The 16,712-nt window shown below is 51.2% G+C and carries 12 protein-coding genes, 1 tRNA gene and 1 pseudogene; 4 read left to right on the forward strand and 10 right to left on the reverse strand.

The features are described from left to right. The first annotated feature begins 164 nt into the window (after window positions 1-164). The gene (gene psbA / locus SIB41_RS00715; protein WP_011129798.1) at window positions 165-1,241 is read left to right on the forward strand and encodes a photosystem II q(b) protein; all 1,077 of its coding nucleotides are present in this window, start codon (window positions 165-167) and stop codon (window positions 1,239-1,241) included. 186 nt (window positions 1,242-1,427) lie between these two features. Here the strand turns inward: psbA and SIB41_RS00720 are convergent, their stop codons facing one another. Then, window positions 1,428-2,615: a DUF389 domain-containing protein gene (locus SIB41_RS00720; RefSeq protein ID WP_413359666.1), complete on the reverse strand. Its 1,188-nt coding sequence runs from the start codon at window positions 2,613-2,615 to the stop codon at window positions 1,428-1,430. A gap of 1,470 nt (window positions 2,616-4,085) precedes the next feature. Beyond that, window positions 4,086-4,157, reverse strand: a tRNA-Thr gene (locus SIB41_RS00725). Window positions 4,158-4,295: 138 nt separating this feature from the next. Between SIB41_RS00725 and SIB41_RS00730 the strand changes: the two genes are divergently transcribed. After that, the gene (locus SIB41_RS00730; RefSeq protein WP_370520980.1) at window positions 4,296-4,460 is read left to right on the forward strand and encodes a photosystem II assembly family protein; all 165 of its coding nucleotides are present in this window, start codon (window positions 4,296-4,298) and stop codon (window positions 4,458-4,460) included. A 33-nt stretch (window positions 4,461-4,493) separates the two neighbouring features. Here the strand turns inward: SIB41_RS00730 and SIB41_RS00735 are convergent. The 5 genes and pseudogenes from SIB41_RS00735 to rimP all read right to left on the reverse strand — a co-directional run. After that, window positions 4,494-5,051 (reverse strand): annotated as a pseudogene (locus SIB41_RS00735) (low-complexity tail membrane protein); the annotation flags it as partial. 25 nt (window positions 5,052-5,076) lie between these two features. After that, the gene (infB, locus tag SIB41_RS00740) at window positions 5,077-8,454 is read right to left on the reverse strand and encodes a translation initiation factor IF-2 (protein ID WP_063434994.1); all 3,378 of its coding nucleotides are present in this window, start codon (window positions 8,452-8,454) and stop codon (window positions 5,077-5,079) included. Window positions 8,455-8,517: 63 nt separating this feature from the next. Next, on the reverse strand, window positions 8,518-8,796 hold the full coding sequence (locus SIB41_RS00745) for a YlxR family protein (RefSeq protein ID WP_413359668.1): 279 nt from the start codon (window positions 8,794-8,796) through the stop codon (window positions 8,518-8,520). Then, window positions 8,793-10,241 (reverse strand): transcription termination factor NusA, encoded by a 1,449-nt coding sequence (nusA, locus tag SIB41_RS00750; protein WP_413359670.1) that lies wholly within the window; start codon window positions 10,239-10,241, stop codon window positions 8,793-8,795. Before nusA ends, SIB41_RS00745 begins: the two co-directional genes overlap by 4 nt. Before the next feature lie 53 nt (window positions 10,242-10,294). Beyond that, entirely contained in the window at window positions 10,295-10,759 is a 465-nt protein-coding gene (gene rimP / locus SIB41_RS00755; protein ID WP_063419580.1) for a ribosome maturation factor RimP, read from the reverse strand. Between the two features lie 452 nt (window positions 10,760-11,211). On the opposite strand from rimP, the gene SIB41_RS00760 reads away from it, so the two are divergent. Both SIB41_RS00760 and SIB41_RS00765 read left to right on the forward strand, forming a co-directional pair. Next, complete coding sequence (locus SIB41_RS00760; RefSeq protein WP_413359673.1) at window positions 11,212-11,622, forward strand: hypothetical protein; 411 nt, start codon at window positions 11,212-11,214, stop codon at window positions 11,620-11,622. 192 nt (window positions 11,623-11,814) lie between these two features. Next, the gene (locus SIB41_RS00765; RefSeq protein ID WP_413359676.1) at window positions 11,815-12,129 is read left to right on the forward strand and encodes a hypothetical protein; all 315 of its coding nucleotides are present in this window, start codon (window positions 11,815-11,817) and stop codon (window positions 12,127-12,129) included. Window positions 12,130-12,171: 42 nt separating this feature from the next. Here SIB41_RS00765 and SIB41_RS00770 read toward each other — a convergent pair whose 3' ends face one another. The 3 genes from SIB41_RS00770 to SIB41_RS00780 form a co-directional block, all read right to left on the reverse strand. Then, on the reverse strand, window positions 12,172-12,645 hold the full coding sequence (locus SIB41_RS00770) for a hypothetical protein (protein ID WP_413359678.1): 474 nt from the start codon (window positions 12,643-12,645) through the stop codon (window positions 12,172-12,174). A gap of 296 nt (window positions 12,646-12,941) precedes the next feature. Further along, a complete protein-coding gene (locus SIB41_RS00775) occupies window positions 12,942-13,817 on the reverse strand; it encodes a formylglycine-generating enzyme family protein (RefSeq protein ID WP_413359680.1) in 876 nt (291 codons plus the stop codon). 94 nt (window positions 13,818-13,911) lie between these two features. Continuing rightward, on the reverse strand, window positions 13,912-16,122 hold the full coding sequence (locus SIB41_RS00780) for an arylsulfatase (RefSeq protein WP_413359682.1): 2,211 nt from the start codon (window positions 16,120-16,122) through the stop codon (window positions 13,912-13,914). Window positions 16,123-16,712: the final 590 nt, after the last annotated feature.

Genomic DNA, 16,712 nt, shown 5'->3' on the forward strand with positions numbered 1-16,712 from the left:
AAAAACTTAAGTTTTCCTGGGGTTTTCTTGTGGATGCCAAGGACTACATCTTTTCCAACGCAATCCATTTACAGATTGCGCAATGTTCCTTTACAATTGGCTCTTGCAGGTTTTGCCTGCGTTTTTAGCTGTCCCTTCGGGGGCTCTTTTTCTTAATTAACTCAATGACCACCACCATTCGCAGTGGTCGCCTCAGTGGCTGGGAGTCCTTCTGCAATTGGGTCACCTCCACCAATAACCGCATTTATGTGGGTTGGTTCGGTGTCCTGATGGTTCCCACGCTGTTGGCAGCTGCCATCTGCTTCACCATTGCCTTTATTGCGGCACCGCCGGTTGATATCGACGGTATCCGTGAGCCTGTTGCTGGCTCTTTCCTTTACGGCAATAACATCATTTCTGGTGCTGTTGTTCCTTCCAGCAACGCCATCGGCCTGCACTTTTATCCCATTTGGGAAGCTGCTTCTGTTGATGAGTGGCTTTACAACGGCGGTCCTTACCAGCTTGTTGTGTTCCACTTCCTGATCGGCATTTGTTGCTGGTTGGGTCGCCAATGGGAACTCTCCTACCGCTTGGGCATGCGCCCTTGGATCTGTGTGGCCTACAGCGCACCGCTGTCGGCAGCCTTTGCTGTTTTCCTGATCTATCCCGTTGGTCAGGGTTCCTTCTCGGATGGCATGCCTTTAGGCATTTCTGGAACCTTCAACTTCATGTTGGTGTTCCAGGCAGAGCACAACATCCTCATGCATCCCTTCCACATGATTGGTGTGGCAGGCATGTTTGGCGGCAGTTTGTTCTCCGCCATGCACGGTTCACTGGTGACCTCATCGTTGATTCGTGAAACCACCGAAACCGAGTCTCAGAACTACGGCTATAAGTTCGGCCAAGAGGAAGAGACCTACAACATCGTGGCTGCCCACGGTTATTTCGGTCGTCTGATCTTCCAGTACGCCAGCTTCAATAACAGCCGCAGCCTGCACTTCTTCCTGGCCGCCTGGCCGGTGATCTGCATCTGGATCACCTCACTGGGTATTAGCACCATGGCCTTCAACTTGAACGGCTTTAACTTCAACCAGTCGGTTCTCGATGCCCAAGGCAGAGTTGTACCAACCTGGGCTGATGTGCTCAACCGCAGCAACCTCGGTATGGAAGTGATGCACGAGCGTAATGCTCATAACTTCCCTCTCGACCTGGCAGCTGCTGAGTCCACACCTGTGGCTCTGATTGCTCCTGCGATTGGCTGATCTGATCATCACCAATACAAGGTTTGGCAGCAGCTGAACCTCACAACCCCCTCTAAGGAGGGGGTTTTTTTATGATTGTTCTGGTGTATTACTCAGATCATTGAACTCAGGGAGCTCCTGAACGAATCAAAACAACAATGTTCCAATCAGGTTTAAAGCCAAAGCCAAAGTCAAAGTCTTAGGTCTTCAGGGAGTCTTGGCTTCAGCTGGTTGAGTTGTCGCTTCATGAGTTCTTTGTTGCATATTTTTTTGCTCCTGATCTATGCCTATTGCTTGTGTTTGAAACTGTTCTTCTTTGTCTTTAATGGTATTTGTGGTGAGTTCTGGAGTGGGATCTTTGATCAGTTTTCCTTCTTTCCCTGTGATCAGATTGGGTTCCTCTGGAGGACCTTCTACAACAACAACGCGTTGAACAATGAGTTGGTAATCCAGCTCTTGGCGTTTGTTGATTTCTTTCTGTACAGCTGAGACCTGCTTGAGACTGGGCTGTGCAGGGTTGGTGACTAATACCACAAGAAGAATCTCTGGTGGGTTCTTTTCCCAGGTGATCTCAAGGCTTGCCACTTTTGCCTTCGCCTCCTTGCCACCGAAGGTCAGGGTCTCTCGCTTCAGAAAGGTCTCAATCGTGCGTTGAATTTGGTCGCGCGTCTGCTCCCTATCCTTTTCGCCAACAAGGCTCACAAACTGTTTGGTTAGGGGGATCAGCAGTAGTGCTGTTAAGCCAAACGTCACTAAAAATTTGGCGGCGCTGAGGTTGCTTTCTCGTAGTCGCTGAAGAAATGAGGGCTCTTTCCAGGCCATCATCACAAGCCCACCGCTAAGAATGCCGAGCAGGTTGGTAGCGAATAGCAATCCGGCCCCAAAGGCATCGGCCCAGTTTTGATAAGAAATTAATAGACCCATCACACAGACCGGTGGAACGAGAGCCACGGCAATGGCTGTGCCTGCGAGGGAACTCACGGCGTCTCTGCGCAACTTTGCGTATATGGCCATTGCACCTGCGACTAAGGCGATGCCTAGATCGAGCAGGTTTGGACTCGTGCGGTCCCAAACTTCCGAACCCAATTTGGGGAGGTTCGCGACTTCTCCCAGCAAGGCGGAGAGCAAGATGGTAATGAACACTCCTACGAAGAGGCTTAGGAGGGCATCCATCAACAGTCTTATGTCGCCAATTAACACGGCGAAGGCACTTGCTCGTAGGGGCTCGATCCATGGGGCGACAACCATCGCTCCAATCACCACCGCAGCACTGTTGGCCTGCAGGCCCAAGGTGGCAATCATGCTGGCGCCGATCGTCAGGACGACAAACACTTCATCGAGTTGGGCGTCCTTTTTGTAACTGTCGTGTATTCGCTTCAAGCGAGTAGATTCCATGCCTCTAATGACCTCGCCTAGGTGAACTTCTAGTTTGTTGGACTATTATCCCAGATATTTAGAGCTATAATTGGTGGAGATCTTGTAACACTTAGGTAGAATGCTGGATTGGATTAACTTCTATGGCAAGGATTAATTATTGCCTTTGAATTGACAGCTATAACAAATCAAGCTTAACAAAGTTTGCTCAGTACTCTCCTTTGAGGATATTCATCCTGTCGAAATTATTGAGTAGTATGATGTTCGATAAAGAATGGTGCCTTTTTTAGTGATGCTTGGAAATTTCTTGTGCCTATGGCAGGCCTAGGTTTGCGAGAATAAGATGATGTAAATGGCTGCTTTTTAATAGTATTAAAGATGAGTACAGGCTATTAGCCTTGTTAGGCTAATTTCGGAAGATTTATGACTGAATGCAAGAGATTGCTATTGGGGCAGTTGAATTCTCTTTGCTGCTGCTCGCTGGGCTTGTTTAGGCATGCAAAGGCCATTACTGGGAGGTAGGTCTGCTTAATGAGCAGCAAAAGCAATGTATTTCAAGAGATCAGCCCTGCCTGCTTTCGCCGGCAGGGCTGATCTCTTGATATGTGATCAATCTCACAATCAGGTTTGATTCAGAACAATGCTTAGTCGGCAGATATGGAAGAGGTTGTTTGCAGCGATTAGAGTCACGCCATGCAAAAGATGAAGCAATCTACTGAGCTTGGTAAAGGAATGATTTCCGTTGTTGTAGCGACCATCATTGGTGCTTCAACAGCGATCTTGTTGGATTCAGTGATTACACAAACTGGAACTGCTTTAATGGTTTTGAGACAGGATCATTTCAGCAAAGTTTTGCTCGAGAGCTAGGCTGAATAGCTCTGCTAATCAGTTCAGAAATCTGGTTTTAATTTAATTTACTTTCTTTGATCAGCAATGATTTTTTTGGAAGGTCTGTTGATTCTTCATAGAGACTTTTGTTGATCTGCTTTGATTTATGGTGCATTTTAGATCGATAGCCAGGGCCGAGCGGAAATCGTCTGGGGCTGTTTTTGGTTTCTTTTGGCAAAAGTGTTTGCTGAACCTCTTTACATGATTCGAGATTTCTTCTCGTATTTCATCTTGTAGGCCATTGTTAAGTGCAACAACATATGAGGCTTACCCTTTTACGTAGTTTTTCAGTGATCAGCTTGCTAAGGGTTAGACGACACAAATCTTGGATGATTCTTTTGGAATAGTATTATACTTGCTTGAAGATTTTCTAAACTAGACGAAGGATTTGAAGGCATTCTGTCTAGTAGATCAGCGATGATTTGGCTAATTGTGGCTCGGATACGTTAAAAGCTGGCGGCTGCTTGAGGATCAATCAGGCCTAAATATGCCTTTTTTAGTATCTTGCTCGTGGTTGGCTTTTGGCTATAGGGATCGCATATACCTTTTTGGGTTTTAAAAGGCATGTTGCTCCAAGGTCTCTGAGAAAGATTGCAAAAGTGATGCCGGTGACGGGAATTGAACCTGCGACCTACTGATTACGAATCAGTTGCTCTACCCCTGAGCTACACCGGCAGTGAGCGGAACTTAACATTCAAGCATTGCGCTTTTGAACTGTTGGGCGATTCTTCTGGTCCTGGCTCAAAGTTGGATCCTGAGCTAAGAGAACGACTGATCCAAGAGTCACTCAGCCCTTGGCGGGGTTTTCGGCGGGTGTTCTGGTTCGCTTTCTTCGCTTCCGCCTGTATCGGTCTGTTGACGATGGGCTTGCGTGCCTCCTCCGGAAGCATTGTTCCCATCTCCGATGTCTCCATTCAGATCGGAGCGCTTCTCCTTACTGGTGGGTTGCTTTGGATTGATCGCCGTCGCGGGACTTGAAGGTGCTGTTAGGAGTTCCGGCATGGTGAGCAGACTCAACCCCAGGCAAAGTCGTTCATGCTGAAGTTGTTCTTCGTTTAGAGAGGGGGCCTGGGCAAGTTCCTGGTCGGAGCGCGTCAGAAGCCAGAGGCTCTGGGTGAGCTGTTGCCACTGCCAAAGAACGAGAGCAAGTAGGGGGGCTGCCGTAAGCAGTGTGACCAATCGAGAGCTGCCTTGTAATGGCGAGAGGTCCATCACCAAAATGGAAGATTGATCGATCCACCAGAACATCGCGAGTAGGGCTGTTGATCCAACCAAGAGGCTCAAGCGAGGGATCAAGCTCTGCTGAAGACCACTGAGCTGACGCTGGGCCTGTGAGCGTTGACTCAGTGGGCGCCGCAGTAGCAGTAGTGAGCCCCAGTCGGCAGGGCGTTTCCAGAGGACGAGGGTTGGTGTTAACACCGCTACAGCCCAGGTGAGTAGACGTTCGAAGACTGGAACAGGCCCCAGATCTGCCCCGGCTAAAACCAGTCTCAGTAAAAGAAACTCTATCGGGATCGCCCCAATAGCGATGAGCTGAAGCCAGAGCAGTGGTTCGCGTTGGGCAATCACAACAAGTTGTAGGTGGGGCGAAACCTCATGAGCTACTCAGCGTGCGTCGCTTGGTCACTAGTTTGTGAGCTTCAATGATGTCGCGTTCTTCCCAGTTAGCAAAGCGATCACAGCCGATGCCGCACTCGAAGCCTGTGGCCACCTCCTTGACGTCGTCTTTGTTGCGGCGCAGGGAGTCGAGATCGCCTTCGAATACCACCTGTTTGGCACGCCGTACGCGCACTCTGCAGTTGCGCTGCAGCTTGCCTGCGGTGATATAACAGCCCGCCACGGCGCTCTTGCCGATGGTAAAGACGGCACGCACTTCTGCTTCTCCAAGCGATTCTTCCACCAGTTCTGGCTCTAGTAGACCTTCCATAGCCATCTGGATGTCTTCCAAAAGCTTGTAGATCACGTCGTAATCACGAACGTCTACACCCGTGGCATCCGCGGCCCGCTTGGCTCCAGAGGCCATGGATGTGTTAAAGCCAACAATCACAGCCCCGGATGCAGCCGCAAGATCCACATCAGTTTCGGTGATTTCACCCGGCGCGGAGAGCAACACGCGAACCTGTACCTCATCCTTCGGCAATTGTTCCAAGGATCCCAAGATGGCTTCCACACTGCCTTGAACGTCGGCTTTGAGAATCAGGTTGAGTTCCTTGAGTTCGCCATCGCTTGCTTGGCCAGACATGGCTGCGAGGGACACCCTCCTTGAGGCCATCTGTTGGGCCAGCCTGGTGGCACGGGCATCGGAGGCGCGTTCTCCCACAACGGCTCTTGCTGACTTCTCATCTGGGTAGACCTCAAATTCATCTCCGGCTGTTGGCACTTCGCTGAAGCCGAGGGCCTCTACGGCACCAGACGGACCAGCTTGTTTGAGTCGGGCTCCGCTGTCGTCGACCATGGCTCGTACCTTGCCAAGCACTGGGCCGGCGGCGAGTACATCTCCGGTTTTGAGGGTGCCGTTCTGGATCAGCAATGTGGCAACAGGCCCTTTGGCCTTGTCGAGGTGAGCCTCGATAACGGTGCCTTTGGCCAGACGGTCAGGGTTGGCCTGTAAATCCTCAACTTCGGTGACCAGCAGAATCATCTCGAGAAGTTTGTCGATGTTCTCGCCCTTGATGGCACTTACTGGAACCATCACTACATCACCTCCCCACTCTTCGGAGAGCAGGTTCTGATCAGAAAGTTCCTGCTTGACCCGTTCTGGAGAGGCTCCCTCCTTGTCCGTTTTGTTGATCGCCACAATGATCGGAACCTTTGCAGCGCGTGCGTGGCTGATGGCCTCCAGGGTTTGAGGGCGTACACCATCGTCAGCAGCAACCACTAGTACGGCTATGTCCGTGACCTTCGTGCCGCGGGCGCGCATGGCAGTGAAAGCCTGGTGGCCTGGTGTGTCAAGGAATGTGATCTTGCGGGGCTGACCGCCATGATCGATCTCCACCTGATAGGCGCCGATGTGCTGGGTGATGCCTCCGGCTTCAACCGCGGCAACCCTGGCTTTGCGGATTGCATCCAGCAGGCTGGTTTTGCCGTGATCGACATGACCCATCACGGTCACCACAGGTGGACGGCGGATCAGGTGGGCTAGATCAGTCTCCTCAATCATCTCCGTTGTCTTTTTGGCTGCCTCCTCGATGTCGTCCTGGAGGACAGGCACCCCGAACTCCTCGGCCACTGCTTCGATCGTGGGAAGATCTAGTGACTGGGTGACTGTGGCGGTAATCCCTTTGAAGAAAAGGGATTTGATGATCTCAGAGCTTTCAATGCTGAGCATGTCTGCCAGCTCCTGCACTGTGAGGTTGGCCTCCGGAACAATCAGCATTTCTGGCCTGACTTGCTTCGCTTCGCGGGCTGCACGCAGCTCCATTGCCCGTCGGCGTTGCCTTTGTCGGGTGGTCTCTTTTTTGCGCTTGCGTAAGGCCGCCACGGGTTTGGAGGCGGGCTTTTTCTGCGATTTTGGTTTGGCGGGCCGGGCCAGGCTTGCCGTCAGAACGACGGCCTGTTGTTCTCCTGCGTAGCCGCTGGTTTCTGCGGTTAGGGCATCATCATTTTCCCCAATGATGTGCACCTTCTGGCGCTGTTTCTGGGGAGACTTGTTGCGTAGGGCTTCCAGCTTGGCGCTGTCGTCCCACTCCGGTCTGCCGGGCCTTCTTGGGGCTCCGGCAGCAGGGGCTTGAGCGGGGCGGTGACCAGGCCTTTTGGGTGCTGTGGGTGGTGTGGCAGTGCGTTCCACTGGTGGAGTGGCTCCCTCGGATCCTCCGCGGGTGCCGACGCTGGTTCCGTCCGGTCGTCGTGGCGGTGGTGTGCCAGGTCGACCGGTGGGCTTTTGAAGCTGCATCAGCTCTCCAGGGGCCACCGGTTTGCGCATGCCGGCAGGCATGCCTGGGCGGGTGGGGGCTCCTGGGCGGTTGTTGCTATCCCGTCCTGCGGAGCCAGCGTCGGATCGATCACGCCGAATGGGCTTGCCCACTAATTCGAGGGTGTTGCCGGCAGAACGAGGCTGTCCTGGTCTGGTTTTGCCTTGCCGTATGGGGGCGCCGGGTCGCTGAGGCGTGTTAGCGCGCTGATTTGGTCCGCCGATCGGTCGTGGACTAATTCCGGGTCGTTTTTTGTCAGGGCGTTGTCTCTCTGGCTCTGGTCGGCTCGGAGGGGCTACGACAGGACGCTTTGGTTTAGGGCGTCCCACCAGTTCTGGCTTTGGAGCTTTGCGATCAGATGGGATTGATGGCTTGGCCGGGGGTGCGCTGCGTCCTGGCGCTGCTGGCGATTGTGGCCTAGAGACGATTTTGGGACGAGGGCCTCCTCCACTAACGGTGGTTGCTTTACTCGAAGTAGACGTCTGACCGGCACGGGGGTCTTTGCCCACCGTGCTTGGAGGCACGGGGGAGGAGGGTTTGTTTGCTGATTTTGGTGTAGGAGCGGTAGGTCGGCTGGGGGTTGCTGGACGACTGATAGGAGCGTTGACAGGACGAGCTGCTGTTTTAGGTGGCGAGCTTGTGGGGGTTGGAGTGGGGTTGACGGGGCGAGTCGGTGGAGCAGGATGAGCGACCGATTCCGTTGAGGGTCGTTCAGGGCTTGTTGGTGTGGGGTTTGCAGGCGCGGATGGCTTGACGTGGCTGATCTCTGAGCTGCTTGTCGCTTTTCGCATTGGTGGCGCAACGTCCTTAATGGCAGTGGGCGCTGCTTTTTTCACCGACAGAATTGTCTTTCCAGGTTCCGACTTGTTTGGTGGAGCTGAATTAGCAGCGGAGCCTTGGCGCAACAGGCCACGGATGCGCTTTGCTTCATCGTCACTGATGGAACTGCTATGGCTCTTGGCCGCAATTGAGAGTTTTTCAGCGGCATGGAGCACGTCCTTGTTCTCAAGGCCTAGGTCCTTGGACAGCTCATAAATTCTGATTTTGCCGCTGCTGGTCATTAAAAGCTCCTGTCGGTCCGGGCACGAAGTGCCTCGGGGCTCCAAGCAAGTCGGGGCCATTGTTTATTTTGCCTCAGCGGCGGAATCAAAGGAGTGATTGAGCCGCTTTTGCAGCACCTCCACAACGCTATTAGGCACCTGGCAACGCAGGGCTTTCTGTAGTCGTTTGCGGCGGAGTGCCTCCTCTAGGCAGACCTCGTTTGGACAGAGATAGGCCGATCGACCCATCCCTGCATCGAGGACTACACCCTCCTGATGGTCGCGTATCACTCGCCAAAGCTGCTGGCGATCCAGCAGTTGGCGACAGGTCACGCAGCAACGCAGGACGGGGCGTTGGTTCACCGGGCTCTGTCCTCTTCCTCTACTGATTCTTCATTTGAGAGTTGTTCGCTTGAGGCGTCAGGTTGGCTGCTCAAGTGGTCAGATTGGCCGTCGGATGCATTTTCGTCTTCAGCCATCGTCTGAGCAGGTTCTTCTTGGTCGTAGTCTTCTTCATCTTCCGGTAGGGGGTAAAGCTCTCTTAGGCGCGCATCCTCTTCTGCTCTGGTGGCTTGTTCAGCAGCCAAACGGGCTTCGGCATCGCGTTGGAGAGCCTCTTCTTCCTCTCTCTGAGAAATCAGCTCGGCGACGGTGGTGTCCTCACTAGCCTGGTCATATTCCTGGGAGTTTTTGATGTCGATTTTCCATCCGGTTAGACGAGCAGCTAGGCGTACATTTTGTCCTTCTCGTCCGATGGCCAGGCTTAGTTGATCTGGGGGGACTAGGACGTGGGCATGCTGCCCTTCTGGATCCACCAGTCGCACTATCTCAACGCGAGCAGGGCTAAGGGAATTGGCAATATATTGACCCGGGTCAGGTGACCAGCGGATCACATCGATTTTTTCGCCGCGTAGTTCATTAACCACTTGCTGAATGCGTGAGCCGCGGGCACCGATGCAGGCGCCGACAGGGTCCACTTCACGTTCAATGCTGTCAACTGCCACCTTGGTGCGTGGGCCCACGGAACGAGACGGAGGATTGGCTTCACGGGCTACGGCCACAATGCGCACTGAGCCTTCTTGGATTTCGGGCACCTCGTTCTCAAACAGGTAAACCACTAGTCCAGCGTTGGAGCGGCTAACGAACAATTGAGGCCCTCGTCGGGGCACTTCACTGACTTCCTTCAGAAAGACTTTAAAGGTGGCATTGGCGCGATAATTGTCGTTGGGGAGCTGGTCTCGGCGTGGGAGCTCGGCCTCCACTTCAGGGCGCCCAAGACCAGAACTCACGGCCATGATCACAGAATGACGTTCAAAACGGATCACACGAGCTGTGAGCACGGGATCTTCTAGATCGGCAAATTCCTCTTGAATCATGCGGCGCTGCTGGTCGCGTAGCTGTTGCGCCAGTACCTGCTTGGTTGTGGCGGCAGCCATCCGGCCGAAGTCTTCCTTCTCGGGGGTGACGTCGAGCACCACGGTGTCACCGATCTGGGCGTCTTCAGCGACTTGCATCACTTCTTGCAGAGCAATCTGGTGGTCTTCGCTCTCCACCTCTTCAACGATGATTTTGCTGGCCAGGACCCGATAGCCTTCATCGTCCAGCTCTAGCCCAACATCGAAGTTACTGAAATACTCTTCTTCGAAAGGGTCCTCACTGATACCTAGATAAAGAGTGCGTCGGTAGCGTTCATAGCCTTTGAGGAGGGCCTCACGCAGGGCTGCTTCCACCACTTGGGTAGGGAGTTTCTTCTCCTCGCTGATGTCTTCGATCAGGTTGTTGAGGCCGGGGAGTAGAACGAGAGCCATCGACGATGGAAAGAGTGGAAAGGTGCTGAAGCTGAGCTGATCGTTAAGGTGATTTATCCCGTGGGGTTTGTAAGGCGAACGCAGGTCACAGCCTTACGTGGTATGCGTTGAATGCGTCCCTTGATGTTGATGTGCACATGTTCGTCGGATCGTTTGTGCAAGAGACCGGCTTGATGAAGGTCTGAATCGTCGTCGCGGAAGCTGATCTCCACAGGGAAGCCTCTGAAAGTCAGGAAGTCCTGATCACTGTGGAGCTGATCTCCGATCCCTGGGCTGCTGATTTCCAGAACATACGCTTCAGTAAAAAGTTGGGAAGCCTCCAGGGCTTCAGCCATAGAAGCGCTGAAATGAGCGCAGTCGTCGAGGGAGACATCACTGCCATCCTTGCGACGGATCTGCACCTGGATGGTCATAGGAATCAGATGGGTGAATACCTGTACACAGCAAAGTTTGTAGCCTTTTTCTGCAGCCGTCGCCGAGGCGAGGGTTTCCAGGTCCGGGAGCAGGGGATGAGGCAAAAGCAGGGGGGTAAGGTTGGACTTCTGGCCCGACCGGCTTCAGAAGTGACCTGCCTCCCGAAGGAGGTACCCGCCAGGCATCAAGACAATCTAGGTGATGGACTCTTCATGCTGTGTTCAACTGATGAAGAGAAGGCCATCAAGCCATCGAGGATCTGGAGAATTCGCTAATCAGTGCCGGCCGGTCGTTTGCAGCGATTGGCTGCGCAGAACTAACGCTTCGCAGAAAATTCAAATCTGTGCGGATGCATCTTGCTTATGCCTCTGATGACACCCCTTCCGTTCAATCTTCAGGTACCGATTGCCGGCCTTGTGTTCGGCATTGTCAGTTGGTTGTTGCTAGATACTTTTGGCAGGAGGTTCCGCTCAGGTTCGTTGCGGCGTGGATTGCTGCTCAGTAGCAGGAAAAGCATTTCTTTCAGTTGCGCACTTTAGGAGTGATTTGTTGGCTGTTGGATTTGTTGGATCCGTCATTGATTCAATTCCCGCGTGATGGTGTTAAGGCGTTTGGAATTCTTGTAGTCATTGGTCTTTTATCGACGCTGCTGTCTTGGAAGAAGGAGCTCAGGCAAAACCAAGACAGTTATGCCACTCAGATGCTGCAGGGCTTTGGTGAAAAAGACAGGCTGTTCCTATTCGATGTTGTTCAGAAGACCATCGGTATTGCAGCCATGCTCATTTTATGCCTGGAGGTGATGCATCTGATGGGCATTTCACCGGCTGTACTGGTTACCGCCGGTGGTGTTGGCGCCGTTGCATTGGGTTTCGGGGCCAAGGGTATTGTTTCGAATTCCTTAAGCGGCCTTAGCCTTTACATTAGCCGCCCCTTTATTGTAAGCGACTTCATCGATATTCCTTCTTAAGATCTTTCTGGAAATGTAGAATATATCGGTTGATTTTATGCCAAATTGCGCTCCTCTGATCGCCAACCAGTGTACATACCAAACAACATCTTTACGTGTAAATCGGTTGTTAATATTGCTGATATAGACAACCACAGGATTTGGATTGAATTTGGTGTTAATTATGGCAATCGTAGAAAGATTGAGTCAATAGTGAGTGATCTTCAAAAGGTTTTAGTTAATCATTCAGATGTAGATCAGAGCAAGAAAATGGCCGTGAATTTCACCGGCTATGGCGATTCGAGTCTGAATCTACGCTTGGTCTGTTATTCCTCTAGTGGAAATCTAAGCGATGCTTGGGCTTTGCAGCAGAGGTTGCTTCTCAAGATTGGTGATGTGGTTGAAGTGCATGGTGCAGGCATGCCATTCCCCACCCACACTTTGATTCATTCAGGCTCGAATCAAAAAACGCAAACGATAAATCCTCTGATAGGAACCAATCAAGAATCGGGAGAAGGTGCAACTTGACCCTCCCCGATTTTCTTGTCAATTTCTAATGGCTTAACTGGATTACCAGCAGCCTTGAACAGAAATTCGGTAGCTGAATCCTGTAGCGCCTGGATCCTTTGCTGTACCTACCTTGAAATTCACTTGACTCACTGCTTTACCAGGAATTGCTTGGATAGGACCAAACATTTTCCCGGTACCCATTGGCGGACGCATGGATTCGTTGACAACTTGAAGGTTGCTGCCATCACTGAACTTGAGGAAGGCTTGAATTGGGTAGCTGGCAGAATCTGTTGAATCTGCAGTGAAGAATAGTTTGTAATTGCGATAGGGCTGATTAACAGCAAAGTCTGTATTCCAGTTTGTGCGGCCAAAGGCACTTCCGATCAAACCCTTTGGTCGCTCTACTCTCTTTTTGACGATCTTGTTGCCATCCCCGCCAATAGGCATCAGGAATTCACATTTGGCGATGGCTGACTGAGGGGTAAGCAGTGAGGCCATCACCAGGCCTACGGCTACAAAGCGTGATTGATCCATAGGACAGGACTAGTCACATCCATAATGATGGCGGGATTGGAATTTTGCAGCGCAATTGTAATTCTAGTCAGCTCTGATCAATCAGATAAAGACCCGCAGGCATCTGTGTGTCTTCATTAAAATGTCGATTAGCAGATGATCTAATTCTACTTTGTATGCACAAAAAAGAGTTGGCCTATGGATTATTGTGATAAAAACTGACTGATCTGGATTCATCTATTGTTGCGAACTGCGTACGATTGCAATTGAAATTTGTCCTAGTGATGGGATTGATGCTTTTTAAGTGAGTCAAGCAATCAAGATCCTCCTTTTGCACAGCGAAAGCCCATATGACATGTGGCAGTGTCAACTGTCTGGCCTTGTAGTGCAGAGGGTCGATAGCGTACGCAGTAATTATCTGCGCATAGAAACGATCCGCCTTTGATAATTCTCCGTTCCTGTTGATCTGTCGCCGCAGGGTAAATAGAGTTGGTCCATTCCCACACATTGCCGCAGACATCCATCAGTCCATAGCCGTTAGCAGGAAAGCTGCCAACGGGCGAGGTCCAGAACCAGCCGTCTAGCTCCTCGTTGTGCCAAGGGAAAGAACCTTGCCAGATGTTCGCCATCCAGCGGTTATTGGGAGTGAGTTCATCCCCCCAGGCATATTGGGCATCGACAAGACCTCCGCGGGCGGCAACTTCCCACTCTTCAGCAGAGGGGAGACGCTTGCCAGCCCAATGGGCATAGGCGATGGCGTCGGCGTAGGCGACATGCACGACAGGGTGATCATCAAGGCCATCGATAGTGCTTTCGGGTCCTTGGGGATGACGCCAATCAGCGCCAGCCACGAGCGACCACCAGCTCAAGGGCTTGCTGCGATCAACCGTTGCTGGAGGCGGTTGAAAGACAACTGATTCAGGGATGCGTTCCTCGGGCGCTAGATCGGGATAGAGCGTTGGATCAGGTGGTAGCTCCGAGACTGTGAGATGTTGCGTGGCGCTAACGAAAGCTCGGAACTGAGCATTGGTGACTGGCCCTACGTCGATCTGGAATGAATCAAGCTGCACTTCTCGCGCGGGTGTTTCTTCCGGATAGCAGCGGACTGAACCATCCGGATAGCAGCGATCACAGCCAACTCGATAGAGCCCTGCAGGGATGGTTACCATCTCTACTGGCAAAGATGTGGTCACAATGAAAGTTTGCAGGTGGAAATGTGTCCATCTTTATTGTTGCCTGAAAGCCAAGATGGCTAAGCATGAGCACATTCAGAGTGCTCAACCAATGTCACTGTGGATAGATCTCCAATGTCACTTTGTTGATGGTCCCATTGAAGGCACTGAAGCGCTGATCCCCAATCACTCGTTGAGTAACAGGTGATCCACGATCCATGCCAACATCAGCACCTTCGTCAATCGAAAAACGTGTGCCAACGGTTGCATCAACCCTGCCAGTTGATGTGACTTTGTCATCAACTAGCAGGCGTACATCTGCACCCTTACCAGCACCTCCCCCGTCGTAATCCATCTCAAAGCGAATTTTTCTGTTGCCAGAAGAGATTTTCTTGTTGCTGCGGAAGGTATGAAGATTGCCCAGGTAATTATAGGCATAGGCCGGATAACCTTCTTCTATATAAAGTGACCATCCGCCAAAGCGGCTCCCTTGGGCCATGATCACGCCGTTGGCATCTTGGCTTGAGTCAATGTCGACCTTGGCTGTAATACTGTTGGAAACATTCTTGATATTGAGGATGGCATCCTCAACAAGATCCCAGGAGCCTGGGTAGAGATCAAGTTGTGTCCTCGACGAGCCCATTATCGTTGGCCGGCCTGCAACAGAAGGCACTAAACGTTGCAACAGACGATCATCTAAGGGCAGCACTTGATTGGCGATTGCTTCTTTCAAGAAGAGTCGTTTCATTGCCTCGAGCCGTTCTGGATACTGAGTTGCCAGGTTGTTAGCTAGGCTGAAATCATTGCGCGTGTCGTATAACTCCCACCCATCATCTTTGGCGACGCTATGCATCTTCTTGGGTGCTTCCCAGGGCAGGCCAACGGTGGCTCTTGCCATCCAGCCATCTTGATAGATTCCACGATTACCAACAACTTCGAAATATTGAACCTTGTGTCGCTCAGGTGCATCAGCGTTATCGAAAGAATAAATAAGGCTGGTTCCTTGCATCGGGATTTGTGCAATCCCATTGATCTGTTCAGGCATGGGTAAGCCAGCAGCTTCAAGGATCGTTGGCGCAACATCAATCACATGGGAAAATTGATCGCGTATCTCTCCTTTTGATTTGATGGCCTCAGGCCAATGAATCACAGTGCCATTGCGTGTACCGCCAAAATCCCCGGCAATTTGTTTGGTAAATGCAAATGGAGTATCAAAGGCAATCGCCCAGCCGACTGCCATATGTGGATAGGTGTTTTGATCACCCCAATTGTCATAATGTTCTAACTGAGCCTCAAGTGTTTCAGGGATGCCGTTAAACATGTGCCCCCAGTTCCAGTTGCCGGTTTGGTTCCCTTCTGAACTTGTGCCGTTATCACCACTGATATAAATAACCAGCGTGTTGTCAAGTTCACCAAGCTCATCAATGGCCTGGATCAGTCGCCCAGCTTGATAGTCTGTGTATTCTGTAAAAGCTGCGAACACCTCTGCTTGTCGTGAAAACATGCGTTTTTGCAGATCACTCAGATCATCCCAGTTCGGCACACTTGCTGGTTTTTTTGCCAGTTGTGTGTTTGGGGGTACAACACCTTTTGCGATCTGATTTGCGAGCGTCTCTTCTCTAATAACATCCCAGCCTTTATCAAACTTTCCCTTGTACTTTTTAATCCATTCAGGTCTTACATGGTGTGGTGCATGTGAGCCAGCAGATGCATAATAGATAAAGAAAGGCTTGTCTGGGCGCAGACCCTGTTGTTGGCGCATCCAGGCAATAGCCTGATCTGTCATGTCTTCAAGGAAGTGGTAATTCTCACGATCTGGGTAATCAATGATTGTGACCCCATCGTGAAGTGATGGTTCATACATATTTTCTTCTGCGCCGATGAAGCCATAAAATTTTTCAAATCCTTGCCGTGTTGGCCAGCGGGTTTGTGGGCCCGCAGCAGTGGTCTCACGACCAGGGGTTTCATGCCATTTACCAAAAGCACCTGTGTTGTAGCCATTGAGCCGTAGGATCTCGGCTACAGGTTCGGCATAGTTAGGCACAAATGTGGTATTGCCCGCATATCCAGTCGCAATTTCAGGGATTGAACCCATGTTCATCACATGGTGATTACGGCCTGCTTTAAGAGCAGCTCGTGTAGGTGCACATAGGGCTGAAGTATGAAATCGGTTATAACTCAGGCCATTGTTTGCTAGTTCCTGCAGGGCCGGCATTTGCACCACTCCGCCAAAGGGCGAAGGAGCACCAAAGCCAACATCATCCAACAAGATGACAACAACATTGGGTGCTCCTTTGGGTGCCTCGACGACATGTTGTCGAGGCATTTTGACTTGACTCGGTAAGCGCTCGTCAACCTTCTGAGGATATGGATCTGCGATCGGAAGTCGCCGACGATTAATCTCTTCTGCGTTGGCGGCGGATGTTGCTGTGAAACTTATGATACATGCAAGCCAAAGAAGCATTCTGAATTTCATGTTTGCTTGGAAGTTAGAGATTTTTTATTGGTGATCACCATTTAATAGCGATGTACCTATATTTTTTTGCAAATCCAAGCCGACTTGTTGCTAAATTTCAAGAAAATGCAGGGATTTGATCGAAAGAAGTCGCTTTCAAGTTGTTGAAGAGACAAGGGAATGCGACTTGTTTAATGATCTGATCCATGGCCGATCAGACTGAGCCATGGCAAACGCATCTCCTGAAGATGCATTAAAGTAATATTATAGTTTCTGAACGTATTGACGCACTGATCGTTTTGCCTCTTGTCAGCGATCAAAAAAGAAGCATAATAACCATTTACTCTTCCCTATTTATTAACGGGAGCCTTCTGGAAAGGTGATCAGTGATGGGCCATAGATTGCTGGTCTGATTTATCACTTTTTCTTAACACTCAATAGGAATTTTCTTTTAAGAGAGG

The organism is Prochlorococcus sp. MIT 1201 (assembly GCF_047303415.1).
GTDB lineage: Bacteria > Cyanobacteriota > Cyanobacteriia > PCC-6307 > Cyanobiaceae > Prochlorococcus > Prochlorococcus marinus_D.

Bases quoted from the DNA above. Each gene is read 5' to 3' on its own strand.
- SIB41_RS00720 (WP_413359666.1), bottom strand. From the start codon at position 2,615: ATGGAATCTACTCGCTTGAAGCGAATACACGACAGTTACAAAAAGGAC.
- nusA (WP_413359670.1), bottom strand. From the start codon at position 10,241: ATGGCTCTCGTTCTACTCCCCGGCCTCAACAACCTGATCGAAGACATC.
- SIB41_RS00770 (WP_413359678.1), bottom strand. From the start codon at position 12,645: ATGGATCAATCACGCTTTGTAGCCGTAGGCCTGGTGATGGCCTCACTG.
- SIB41_RS00780 (WP_413359682.1), bottom strand. From the start codon at position 16,122: ATGCCTCGACAACATGTCGTCGAGGCACCCAAAGGAGCACCCAATGTT.
- infB (WP_063434994.1), bottom strand. From the start codon at position 8,454: ATGACCAGCAGCGGCAAAATCAGAATTTATGAGCTGTCCAAGGACCTA.
- psbA (WP_011129798.1), top strand. From the start codon at position 165: ATGACCACCACCATTCGCAGTGGTCGCCTCAGTGGCTGGGAGTCCTTC.